Here is an 11,646-nt window from a genome sequence, read left to right as displayed (position 1 = left end):
GTCCACCGGCGGCAGCGGCTGCGGGTTCAGCGCCGCGGGATTGTCCACCGGCGGCAGCGGCTGCGGGTTCAGCGCCGCAGGATTGGGGCTGTCGACCGGCGGCAGAGGTTGCGGGTTCAGCGCCGCGGGGTTTTCCACCGGCGGCGTGGGCCGGGGCGCGCCCGGGTCGGCGCGCGGAGTCGGCGTGTCATAGCCCCACGCGACCACCTTCACGCCCGTGTCCGGCGCCCACAGGATGTAGCCGCGCTCGAAGTTGCTGCGCCGGTACTTGCCGTCCTGAAACTCGTCGCTGGTGGGATAGCCGAGCGCGCCGCGCTCCCAGCCGCCGCGGGCCCAGGCGTCGCGGATCAGGCCGTAGACGGCGTGCGCGCCGGTCTGCGGCGTCCAGTAGATCGACGACTCCGGCGCTCCGGCCGCCTGCACGGCGCGGAAGTGGTTGTACCGGCCGCGGCCGTCCGGCGTCGCCCGTTCGTCGGTGATCGGATAGCCGTACGCGACGCCCCCGAGCTCCCAGTGCTTGCGTCCGATGGCGCCCCAGACCGCATAGGCCTCGCCGATCCGGGGGTGCCAGTAGATCACGCCTTCCTTGAACAGGTGGCGGCGTCCCCCGTATGCGGCCTCGGCTTCGTCGCCGATCGGCGCCCCGAGCGGGCCCGCGGCGGCGCCGAGCGCGGCGTACTTCTCGCCGATCCTCCCGTAGGGCTGGGCGGCGAAGGCTGAAGCCGAGGCTAGGCCGAGCACGACCAGCGCCAGCAAGAAAACCCAGGGCGTCTTTCTCATTTCGTGTCCCCCTCGTCGGCTCTGAGGCGTCCGACGCGGGGAAGCTTCGGCGTGGCGGCCCTTGCCACGCCATGATGAACAGCCGAGGATTTCCTGATCGAATGCTGAGGAGGCTCGGGGTGGGCGCCGCAGTGAACGCTTCAGACGACGCCGCGCTGAGCGCGGCGGGGCTGGCGGCCCGGTCCGACTTCACGGTCGGATCGGTGCAGATCAGTCCGTCCAGGCGGCTGGTGCGGGGCCCCGGCGGCGAGACCTCGCTGGAGCCGCGCGCCATGCAGGTGCTCGTCGTCCTGGCCGACGCGGCCGGCGACGTCGTCACCCGCGAGACGCTTTTCCGCCTGTGCTGGGGGCGCGCCGTCGTCGGCGAGGACAGCCTCAACCATGCGGTCGCCCTGGTCCGGCGCGCGGCCCGCGAGGCAGCCGACGGGCAGTTCGCCATCGAGACCATTCCGCGGACCGGCTACCGTTTCGTCGTGGCCGCCGGTCATGACGCTTCGGCGCTGGAGCCCCTGGCCCCCGAACGGCCGCCCTTCAGCCTGTCCCGCCGCCAGCTGGCGATCGGCGCCGGCGTCGCGGCCGTCGGCCTGGCGGCCGCCGCCTACGGCCTGACCCGCCCGTCGCCGGAGGCCAGGCGCGCCGCCGCCCTGCTGGCGCAGAGCGATCAGGCCCTGCGCAGCGGCCTGCCCGACAGCGAGGCGCAGGGGGCGGGCTTCCTCGAAGAGGCCGTGCGCCTTCGGCCCGGGGACGCCGAGCTGTGGGGCCGCCTCGCCCTGGCGCGGTGCACGATGGCCGAGTACGCGCCGCCCGATCAGGCCACGGCGGCGGTCGCAACGGTTCAGGACGCCGCGCGCCGGGCGCTGGCCGTCGACGCGCGCCAGGCGGACGCGCTGGCCGCGCTGGCCCTCCTGCCCCCCTATTACGGCGACTGGCTCGCGGCGGAGCGGCGGCTGCAGAGCGTGCTCGCGATCCGGCCGGACCACCTGCCGACGCTGGACGCGCGCGCCTTCCTGCGGATCTCGGTCGGCCGGGTGACGGAGTCGTCCCTGGATCGGGTGCGCTTCTCGGCCCGCGAGCCGCTGCACGTGATCCACCAGTACCGGCTGATCTACGCCTACTGGTTCCTGGGCCGGATCGGCGACGCGGACCGGGCGGCGGAGCGGGCGTTGTCGCTCTGGCCCCGACACCCGGCGGTCTGGTTCGCCCGGCTTTGGACTCTCGCCTTCACCGGCCGGCCGGAGCGGGCCCTGGCCCTGGTCGACGACCGCGCCGGCGCCCCCGACTTGCCGCCCTGGATGCTGTCCCCGCTGCGCGCCGCCATGCTGGCCATGACGACCCGGCGTCCGGTCGACGTCGCCGCGGCCGCCGAGGGCATGGTCGCCCTCGTCTCCCGCGGGCCCAGCCACGCCGTGAACGCCTTCCTGGTGCTGGCGGGCCTGGGCGAGGTCGGGCGCGCCCTCGACGTCGCGGAAGCCTACCTGCTGGAGCGCGGGCCGCTGATCGCCGGCGTCCGCTGGCGGCCCGGCGACGCCTCGGTCAACGATCAGCGGCGGCGCAAGTCGCACATGCTGTTCACGCCGGTCGCCGCCCCCGTTCGCGCCGACAAGCGGTTCCTGCCGTTAGTGACCGACATGGGTCTGGCCGACTACTGGCGGCGCGCGGGGGTGCGTCCCGACTTCCTGAAGTGACGACCTGGGCCGCGCTTACGTCGGACCGGGAAAGAGCGTAAGGCTCAGCTCGTGTCCGCGCCTGATCCCGCCCGCCGCCGCGCCTTCGCCGTCGTGTTCGCGGCGCTGATGTCCACCGCCGCCGGCGGCAACGCCCTGGTTTCGGTGCTGCCGGCCATCGGCCGCGAGATCGGCGTCTCCGACACCCTGATCGCGGCGGTGTTTTCGCTCTCCGCCCTGTTCTGGACCTTCTCCGCGCCGCTGTGGGCGCGAAAGTCCGACCGGGTCGGTCGCCGGCCGATGATCATGCTGGGCCTGGGCGGCTACGCCCTGTCGATGCTGCTGTTCGGCCTGGTGGTGATGGCCGGTCTGCACAAGCTGGCCGCACCCGTGGCGGTGTTCGCCGGCATGGCCACGGCCCGCGCCCTTTACGGCCTGCTGGGCTCCGCCGCCAGCACCTCGGCCCAGGCCTATGTCGCCGACCGCACCGCGCCGGAGGAGCGTACCGACGCGCTCGCCCTGGTCGCCTCGGCCTTCGGGCTGGGCACCATCACCGGCCCGGCGCTGGCGCCCTTCTTCGTGCTGCCCGGCGTCGGCCTGGCAGGGCCGATGTTCTGCTTTGCGGTGATCGGGGTCTGCGTGCTGTGGGCCGCCTGGCGCTGGCTGCCGGCCGGCGACTATATCGCCACGCCCCAGGGCGAGCGGCCGACCCACGCCACCGCGCCGCGTCTCGGTCTCTGGCGCGACCCGCGCGTCGCGCCCTTCCTGATGTGGGGCCTGGCGGCCGGCAGCGCCCAGGCGGTCAACGGCCAGGTGCTGGGCTTCCACGTCATCGACCGGCTGCACATGAGCCCGGCCGAGGCCCAGTCCTTCATCGGCCTGGCCATGTTCGGCGGCGCGGCGGCGACGCTGGCCGCCCAGTGGGGCCTGATCCGCCTGCTGCACCTGTCGCCGCGCGCCCTGCTGCGCTGGGGGGCGGCGCTCGCCCTGCTCGGCAACCTGGCCGCCGGCTTCGCCCACGACTACTACGGGGTGGTGATGGGCTTCGCCCTGCTGAGCCTGGGCTACGGCTTCACCCGTCCTGGCTTCACCGCCGGCGCCTCGCTGGCGGTCGGCCCGGCCGAGCAGGGCGCGGTCGCCGGCGCGGTGGCCGCGGTCAACGGGGCCTGCTGGCTGGTCGCCCCGGTCGTGGGCGTGGCGCTGTACGAGTGGCGCGCCCCCAGCCCCTACCTGCTGAACGCCGCCATCCTGCTGGCCCTGGCCGCCGCCGCCTTCGCCGTGAAGGCCCTGGCCACCGCCGGCCAGCGCCCGGCCAGCATGGCGCCGGGCGTCGACGAACCGCAGGCCAAGCCTTAGCGCCCAACGAGAAAGGGCGGACCTTTCGGCCCGCCCTTCTGTCTATCTCGCCTGATCGCTGGGATCAGATGTAGCGGCGCAGCGCGCGGGCCAGTTCGTTGGCGCCGCCCTTCTTGCCCTTCTGGGCCGGCTGGTAGGCCACCCGGGCGTGCTCGACGCAGTACGGGCTCTCGCCGGCGCGGCGGCCGCAGAAGCTGAACTCGTTGGAGCTCGGATCGCCGATCGGCCACTTGCACATGTGGGCGCCCAGCGTCAGCACGGTGGCCGTGCCGGACAGCTCCACGAACGGGGCCGGAGCCGGAACCGCCGGGCGCGGCGCGGGCTCGGCCCGGCGCGGGGCGATCGCCGGAGCGGCGGCCACGGCCGGCGCGGCCGGACGCGGGCGTTGCGGCCGGTAGACCGGACGCGAGGGCTGCGACGGCGCCGCGCGGCCCGACAGGCCCAGGCGGTGCACCTTGCCGATCACGGCGTTGCGGGTGACCCCGCCCAATTGCTTGGCGATCTGGCTGGCGGACAGACCGTCCAGCCAGAGCTTCTTCAGAGTGGCGACCCGTTCGTCCGTCCAGCCCATAGCCGGTCTCCCCCGCCTCTTGACCGGGATCGACCGCCGAGCCGACCCCTAAATCTAGTATTGGTCGCGGCCAACCCAACCGCGTCCCTGCTAGGGATCGTATACTGGGCTTTAACGAACGCAATATGTGGGGAGAGGCTATCCACAGAGATCTATATCTAGCGGCGCCCGACTCATCCTAGAGAGCCCGGCTCGACCGCTTGCGCCGGCAGCGAAGCGGGCGCATCTGAGGCCCGCCGAGGAGCCTTTTTCAATGAACGTGATGTCGCGCGACCCGATCGCCGCCGCCCTGCCGCCGCAGCCCAGGGTCTACGGCGGGGTCAACTGGACCGGCCTGAAGACCTTGTATCTCAAGGAGGTCCGGCGGTTCTGGAAGGTCGGCATGCAGACCGTGGCGGCGCCGGTCGTCACCACCCTGCTCTATATGATGATCTTCGTGGTCGCCATGCAGGACGCCCGCCCGCCGGTGCACGGCGTGCCGTTCGGCCTGTTCGTGGCCCCGGGCCTGGTGATGATGGCGATCCTCAACAACGCCTTCGCCAACGCCTCGTCGTCGCTGATCCAGGCGAAGATCATGGGCACCGCGCCCGACTTCCTCACCCCGCCGCTGACCCCGTTCGAGCTCCTGGCCGCCTTCGCGCTGGGCGCGGCCACACGCGGCGTGGCGGTGGGCACGGTCACCGCCATCGCGGTCTGGCCGTTCGCCCACTTCGGCTTCGACCACCTGTGGGCGATCCTCTACTTCGGGATCGGCGCGTCGCTCTTGATGGGCCTGGTCGGCGTGATCGCCGGCCTGTGGTCGGAGAAGTTCGACCACCTGGCGGCGGTGACCAACTTCATCGTCATGCCCATGACCTTCCTGTCGGGCACCTTCTATCTGGTCGACCGGCTGCCCGAGCCGTTCCGCACCATCAGCCACTACAACCCGTTCTTCTATCTGATCGACGGCTTCCGCTACGGCTTCATCGGCCAGGCCGACGGGAACATCGGGATCGGCATGGCCCTGACCGGGGCGCTGGTGCTGATCCTCGGCTTCACCTGCTGGGAGCTGTTCCGCCGCGGCTGGCGACTGAAGACGTAAGGGCGCCGGCAGCGCGAAAACGAAAAAGGCGGCGGACCGGGGTCCGCCGCCTTTCCTTTATCCGGTGACCCGGACGATCAGTACTTGAAGGTGATGTTCACGCCGCCGGTGTGCGAGTCGAACCCGTCGCCGAAGCGGCCGCGGTAGCCGACGCGCACGCCGATGTTCTCACCCACCGTGCCGTCGATGCCGGCGTCCAGCATGACCACGCCGCCGTCCGGCTCTTCGACCGAGCGGAACAGGGTGTGGGCCGGGTTGTCGACCAGGCCCACGGACACGTCGTCGCCCGAGTACTTCACCCAGTCGCGGTAGCCGACCTCGAAGGTCGCGCCGAAGCGCTCGCCCAGGTCGCCGGCGAACAGCACGGAAGCCTCGGCCGACACGGCGCTGACCTCGCGCTCGCCAATCTCGTGGCGGGCGACGGCGCCCTCTTCGCTGTAGCCGTCGACCGTGGCGTGGATGGCCGACAGGCCGACCCGCGGCGACATGGTCCAGCCGCCGGCGTTGCCCCACCACCCCACGCGCAGGTCCGAGCCGAAGCTGGAGCCGTCAGCGTCGGCGTGGTGCACGGCGCCGGCCAGAGCGGTCTGGCGGCTGATGTCGTAGCTGTCGAAGCTGGCGCCGGCGGTGGCGTCGACAAACAGCTGGCCCGAACGCCAGCCCATGTAGAGGTCGGCGCTGGCGCTGTTCATGTCGAACGACGACGGGCCGTTCTTCACGTCCGACTGGGTGGCGCCGGCGATCACGCCCACGCGCATCTGCGAGGAGAAGGCGTGATCGAAGCCCAGGCGCATGCCGATGGTGTCGACGTCGCCCTCGGCGATCACGCCGCGGGCGTCGACGCTGCCGCTCGAGGCCTCGAACCGCGCGAAGGTGCGCGAGCCGGTTTCGAATTCACGCTCGGCCACCTGCTCGCGCGCCGCGTCGAAGGCGGCGCGGCGGGCCGACACGCCGGCCTCGGCCTGGGCCGCGCTGGCCGCGCCGCTGTCGCCGTAGGTGACGTAGTCGGTGGCGACGGCCGCCAGCAGGGCGTGGCCGGCCTGGGTCGGGTGCACGCCGTCCCAGAACACGTAGGTGTTCGGGGTCGCGCAGACGCTCAGGCCGGTGAAGCACTTCTGGGTGGCGTTGGTGAAGCCGAACTTGCCCGGATCGGCCAGCACCGCGCGGTAGGCGCGCGCCACGTCCACGTAGATGATGTTGGTGTTGGCGTGGGCGGCGGCCTGGGCGTTCATCTGCGCCAGCAGGGCGTCGTTGAAGAAGCCGCTCGACAGGGTGGCCAGCGGCTCGGCGGTGGTGGCGCGGAACTGCGGCGTGGCGCCCAGGTCCGGCAGGTTCGACACCATGATGGTGCCGGCGCCCGCGTTGGCGATGGTGTTGACCGACGAGCCCACCGCCCCGGCGGCGGTGTTGGAGGCCGCGAACATGTAGTTGGTCGGGCTGGGCTGGGCGGCCGCGGTCGGCATGGCCTGGAACAGGTCGTTGGCCCCGGCCCACACCGAGACCAGGTCGGTGGCGTGGAACTGGCCGCCGGCGGCCATGTAGGCTCCCACCTGGGTCGGCACGCCCGGCACCGGCGAGGCCGCGGTGTCGGCGCGCGCGCCGCCGAAGGCGTAGTCGACGTTGCCCGTCAGCGCCGAGGGCGCGCTGAAGAAGTTGGCGAAGGTCCCGAAGCCCATCTGCTCGACCCACACCGGGCCGTTCGAGAAGCGACCGCTGTAGTAGGGCGCCGGCGGCGTGGTGTTGCCCGAGCCGGTGAAGGCGTTGTTGGTGTCCGACAGGCTGTCGCCGAACACGACCATGCGGCCGTAGTCCTGCGCCGACGCGGCCGATCCGGCCGCCAGCACGCCAGCGGCGACCAGCGCGGCCGCGCACACGGTGTTCCTGAGCTTCATAGTTCTCCCCGCCCGACTGTTTTTTCTGGGCCTAGCTTAACAATGATCTGAACCGAGAAGTTTTCAAGCCACACACCCCGGTTCAAATACCGGCGATTTTAAAAACCGCCGATACATCAGAAACTTGCGGCGTTTTGCCCCGTTCTGTGAACTCGGTTCCGCGGCGGGCGTGGGACGAGGCAGGGGAATCCATCCCATGAGCGGACGCATTCAGGGCGGCGTCGCCGCCGAAACCTTCGTGCTCAAGAGCGGCTCGGGCGCCACGGTCGTCGCCGCAGGCGACGGCTTCGACACCCTGGTGGTGGACTGGTCGCATGCGAAGTCGGACGTCTCGTCCGACCCGGCCTGGGGGCCGCACAGCCGCGGGCCCGCCTGGATCGCTTCGGCCGACGGCGACCGGGTCGACTACGGCGACGTCGTCTCCGACACCGCCTTCAGCCAGATCGACAAGCTGGTCGTGACGACCGGCTCCGGCGACGACGTGGTCTGGGGCGGCGCGACGCTCAACGAGATCTCGACCGGGCGCGGCAACGACGAGGCCCGCGGGCTGGACGGCGCCGACATCCTGAACGGCGGGGCGGGCGACGACCGGCTGTTCGGCGACTTCTTCGATTACGGCGGCGGAAACGACCAGCTGTTCGGCGAGAAGGGGAACGACTTCCTCGACGGCGGCCAGGGCGACGACCGGCTGGACGGCGGGGCCGGGAACGACACCATCTGGGGCGGCGCCGGCGCGGACCTGATGATCGGCGGCGGCGGCGCGGACACCTTCGGCTTCCGGCCCGAGGATCTGACCGGCGGCGACCGCATCGGCGACTTCCAGGGCGCGGGCCGTCGCGGCGGCGACGTGATCGAACTGCAGGGCTTCGGCCAGGGCGCCAGCCTCGCCTTCGCGGGCTACGCCGGCGGCGACCCGCGCGAGCAGGTCTACACCGTCACCGACGGGACCCAGGTCTATCAGTTCACCGTCCACATGGCCGACGGGACCGCCCGGCTGGGCGCGGGCGACTACGCCTTCGGCTGAGATCCAGCCTCGCGTTGACTTAAACACTGCGCGGGTCGAAAACCCCTTCGAAGTCCCCGGCGCGACCCGCGTCGGGGACGCTCGCATTTTGAAGGGAGACGTCGTCGTGACCGGCCATCTGATGGGTGTCTACAACCGTGCGCCGCTGGCTTTCGAGCGGGGCGAGGGCGCCCGCCTGTTCACCGCGGACGGCACGGCCTACCTGGACTGCGTCGCCGGCATCGCCACCACGGCGCTGGGCCACTGCAACCCGGTGCTGGTCAACGCGCTGAAGGCCCAGGCCGACAAGCTCTGGCACGTCTCCAACATCTATCGCATCCCCGGCCAGGACGAACTGGCCGACAAGCTGACCGCCCAGTCGTTCGCCGACGTGGTGTTCTTCACCAACTCGGGCACCGAGGCGGTCGAGTGCGCCCTGAAGACCGCGCGCAAGCACCACAGCCACAACGGAAACCCCGAGAAGATCGACATCATCGGCTTCGACGGCTCGTTCCACGGCCGCACCTACGCGGCGGTCAACGCGGCCGGCAACCCGGCCTATGTCGAGGGCTTCGGTCCGAAGCTGCCGGGCTACATCCAGCTGAAGTTCGGCGACATGGAAGCCCTGAAGGCGGCCATGGGCCCGACCACCGCGGCGATCATCATCGAGCCGGTGCAAGGCGAAGGCGGCGCGCGCGCCGCCTCGGACGAGATGCTGCGCCAGATGCGCGCCCTGTGCGACGAGCACGGCGCCCTGCTGATCTTCGACGAAGTGCAGTCCGGCATGGGCCGCACCGGCAAGCTGTGGGCGCACGAGTGGTCGGGCGTGACCCCGGACATCATGGCCATCGCCAAGGCGCTGGGCGGCGGCTTCCCGATCGGCGCGTGCCTGGCCACCGCCAAGGCGGCCGACGGCATGACCGTGGGCGCGCACGGCTCGACCTTCGGCGGCAACCCGCTGGCCATGGCTGTCGGCATCGCCGCCTTCGACGAGATCGCCAAGCCGGAGACCCTGGCCAACGTGATCGACGTGGCCGGCTATCTGGGCCAGCAGCTGCAGGGCCTGAAGGACCGCTTCCCCGACGTGATCGTCGACGTGCGCGGCAAGGGCATGCTCATCGGCGTGAAGCTGATCCCGAACAACCGGGACTTCATGGCCCTGGCCCGCGAGCACAACCTGCTGGTGGCCGGCGGCGGCGACAACTGCGTGCGCCTGCTGCCCCCGCTGAACCTCACCCTCGACGAGGCCCGCGAGGCCATCGAGAAGTTCGAGCAGACCTGCGAAACCGCCCGCGCCAAGGCGGCGGCGTAGGACCCGCCCTTCCTTCTCCCGGCCGGGAGAAGGGGGCCCCGCGCACCGGAGGCGCAGCCCGAAGGTCCGCGCGGGGGATGAGGGTCGAAGCCCTCTCGGAAAGCCCCGTAACCCCTCACCCTGCCCTCTTCCTCTGGGAGAGGGTTCTTGGTTTTAGATCATGACCGAGCCCCGTCACTTCCTCGACCTCTGGCGGCTGTCGCCGGCGGACCTGCGCGCCATCCTCGACGACGCCGCCCGCCGCAAGGCCGCGCGCGCCGGCTGGCCGAAGGGCAGGACGGACGCCGACGCCCCGGCCGACGGCCGGGTGCTGGCCATGATCTTCGAGAAGAACTCGACCCGCACGCGCTACTCCTTCGACGGGGCCATGCGGCAGCTGGGCGGCGACAGCATCATCGCCACCGCCGCCGACATGCAGCTGGGCCGCGGCGAGACGGTGGAGGACACCGCGCGGGTGCTGTCGCGCATGGTCGACGCGGTGATGATCCGCGCCAACCGCCACGACGACGTCGAGCGTTTCGCCCGCGCCTCGTCCGTGCCGGTGATCAACGGCCTGACCGACAAGAGCCACCCCTGCCAGATCCTGGCCGACCTGCTGACCATCGAGGAACGGCTGGGTTCGGTCGAGGGCAAGACCCTGGCCTGGGTCGGCGACGGCAACAACGTCTGCGCCAGCTTCATCCACGCCGCGCCGAAGTTCGGCTTCAAGCTGAAGATCGCCTGCCCGGCCGCCTACCATCCCGACCTCTACGATCTGGCCCGCGCCAACGAGCAGGGCGGCCAGGTCGAGCTGATGGACGACCCGCGCCAGGCCGCAGCCGGCGCGCACGCGGTGATCACCGACACCTGGGTGTCGATGGGCGACCTCGACTACGAGGCCCGCATGGACGCCTTCGAGACCTACCAGGTCGACGACGCCCTGATGGCCCTGGCCGATCCCGACGCGATCTTCCTGCACTGCCTCCCCGCCCACCGCGGCGAGGAGGTCACCGACGCCGTGCTCGACGGCCCGAAGTCGGCGGTGTGGGACGAAGCCGAAAATCGCCTGCACGCCCAGAAGGCGGTGCTGGCCTGGTGCTTCGGGGCGATCTAGCAGATCCGAAATCCCCGTCCTTCGACAGGCTCAGGATGAGGATTTCTACTGACGCCGCCGGAGCCCTCATCCTGAGCTTGTCGAAGGACGAGGGCGGGCCGCCGCCCCGCCCCTAAGGCCGAACCGCGCCGGCGGAACCCTCGGGCGTCCCGCCCGATTTCCGGGCCATGCAGCAGATCGCCCTCGACGTCACCCTGCACGGCTCGTTCTGGGTGCTGACCCGCGACGGCAAGCGGCTGCACGAGTTCAGCCACGCCGAACGCGCCGTGCACGAAGCCGTGCGCCTGGCCCGCGAGCTGGAGGAGAGCGGCCAGCCCGCCCGCGTCCGCGTCGAGACCACCCGCGGCAAGGTCATCGAGGTCCTGCCCGACCCGATGCGCACCCCGCCGCAGGAGCATTGAGCGTCGCGTCGACAGGCCGCGGCGCCAGCTCATGACAGATCAGCAAATCCTCACTTTTCGCTCATGACGCCGGCGGCCGGCCCGAGCGACACGCGAGCTCGTTCGCAGGACGAAAGGCGGGGCGATGACGAGACAGGGGGCGAAGCCCGGGCGCGGCGCGTATGTGGCCGGGATCGGAGTGGCGGTGGCGGCGGGCCTGGCGCTCGCCTGGATGAACCTCGCCGTCGGCATCGTCGGCAATGAGGAGAACCCGCTGAACCGGACGTACTTCGGCGTGCTGGCCGTGGCCGCCGCCGGCGCCGTCCTGGCCCGCCTGCGGCCCCGCGGCCTGGTCCTCGCCCTGGTCGCGACCGCCCTCGCCCAGGTCGCGGCCGCCGTTATCGTCCAGCTGGCTGGGCACTTCACCTGGGTGCTGACCGGGGGCTTCGTCGGCCTGTGGCTGCTCTCGGCCTGGCTGTTCCGCACGGCGGCGCGGGCCGAGACCTAGCGGACG

General features: G+C 71.6%; 10 protein-coding genes and 1 pseudogene. 8 read left to right on the top strand and 3 right to left on the bottom strand.

Annotated features, from left to right (window positions below; all coding sequences use genetic code 11):
* A pseudogene (locus tag H8B08_RS14485) lies at window positions 1–780 on the bottom strand (hypothetical protein); the annotation flags it as partial.
* Between the two features lie 119 nt (window positions 781–899).
* On the opposite strand from H8B08_RS14485, the gene H8B08_RS14480 reads away from it, so the two are divergent.
* The gene (locus H8B08_RS14480) at window positions 900–2,465 is read left to right on the top strand and encodes a winged helix-turn-helix domain-containing protein (protein ID WP_187450897.1); all 1,566 of its coding nucleotides are present in this window, start codon (window positions 900–902) and stop codon (window positions 2,463–2,465) included.
* A 51-nt stretch (window positions 2,466–2,516) separates the two neighbouring features.
* Window positions 2,517–3,800: an MFS transporter gene (locus H8B08_RS14475; protein WP_187450896.1), complete on the top strand. Its 1,284-nt coding sequence runs from the start codon at window positions 2,517–2,519 to the stop codon at window positions 3,798–3,800.
* A 64-nt stretch (window positions 3,801–3,864) separates the two neighbouring features.
* Here the strand turns inward: H8B08_RS14475 and H8B08_RS14470 are convergent, their stop codons facing one another.
* Window positions 3,865–4,371 (bottom strand): GcrA family cell cycle regulator, encoded by a 507-nt coding sequence (locus H8B08_RS14470; protein WP_187450895.1) that lies wholly within the window; start codon window positions 4,369–4,371, stop codon window positions 3,865–3,867.
* Window positions 4,372–4,624: 253 nt separating this feature from the next.
* On the opposite strand from H8B08_RS14470, the gene H8B08_RS14465 reads away from it, so the two are divergent.
* On the top strand, window positions 4,625–5,452 hold the full coding sequence (locus H8B08_RS14465) for an ABC transporter permease (protein WP_255500852.1): 828 nt from the start codon (window positions 4,625–4,627) through the stop codon (window positions 5,450–5,452).
* A 77-nt stretch (window positions 5,453–5,529) separates the two neighbouring features.
* Here H8B08_RS14465 and H8B08_RS14460 read toward each other — a convergent pair whose 3' ends face one another.
* On the bottom strand, window positions 5,530–7,344 hold the full coding sequence (locus H8B08_RS14460; protein WP_187450894.1) for an autotransporter domain-containing protein: 1,815 nt from the start codon (window positions 7,342–7,344) through the stop codon (window positions 5,530–5,532).
* Window positions 7,345–7,540: 196 nt separating this feature from the next.
* Here H8B08_RS14460 and H8B08_RS14455 point away from each other — a divergent pair, with 196 nt between their 5' ends.
* The 5 genes from H8B08_RS14455 to H8B08_RS14435 all read left to right on the top strand — a co-directional run bounded on the left by H8B08_RS14455 (window position 7,541) and on the right by H8B08_RS14435 (window position 11,640).
* A complete protein-coding gene (locus H8B08_RS14455; RefSeq protein ID WP_187450893.1) occupies window positions 7,541–8,368 on the top strand; it encodes a calcium-binding protein in 828 nt (275 codons plus the stop codon).
* A 121-nt stretch (window positions 8,369–8,489) separates the two neighbouring features.
* Entirely contained in the window at window positions 8,490–9,659 is a 1,170-nt protein-coding gene (locus H8B08_RS14450; RefSeq protein ID WP_187450903.1) for an aspartate aminotransferase family protein, read from the top strand.
* A 160-nt stretch (window positions 9,660–9,819) separates the two neighbouring features.
* Complete coding sequence (gene argF / locus H8B08_RS14445) at window positions 9,820–10,752, top strand: ornithine carbamoyltransferase (protein ID WP_187450892.1); 933 nt, start codon at window positions 9,820–9,822, stop codon at window positions 10,750–10,752.
* A gap of 167 nt (window positions 10,753–10,919) precedes the next feature.
* Window positions 10,920–11,153, top strand: a complete 234-nt coding sequence (locus tag H8B08_RS14440; RefSeq protein WP_187450891.1) for a hypothetical protein — start codon at window positions 10,920–10,922, stop codon at window positions 11,151–11,153.
* 163 nt (window positions 11,154–11,316) lie between these two features.
* The gene (locus H8B08_RS14435) at window positions 11,317–11,640 is read left to right on the top strand and encodes a hypothetical protein (protein ID WP_187450890.1); all 324 of its coding nucleotides are present in this window, start codon (window positions 11,317–11,319) and stop codon (window positions 11,638–11,640) included.
* The last annotated feature ends 6 nt before the right edge of the window (window positions 11,641–11,646 follow it).

Source organism: Caulobacter sp. 17J80-11 (assembly GCF_014349105.1).
In the GTDB taxonomy this organism is placed as follows: Bacteria; Pseudomonadota; Alphaproteobacteria; order Caulobacterales; family Caulobacteraceae; genus 17J80-11.
This window is presented reverse-complemented; position numbering and strand designations above follow the sequence as displayed.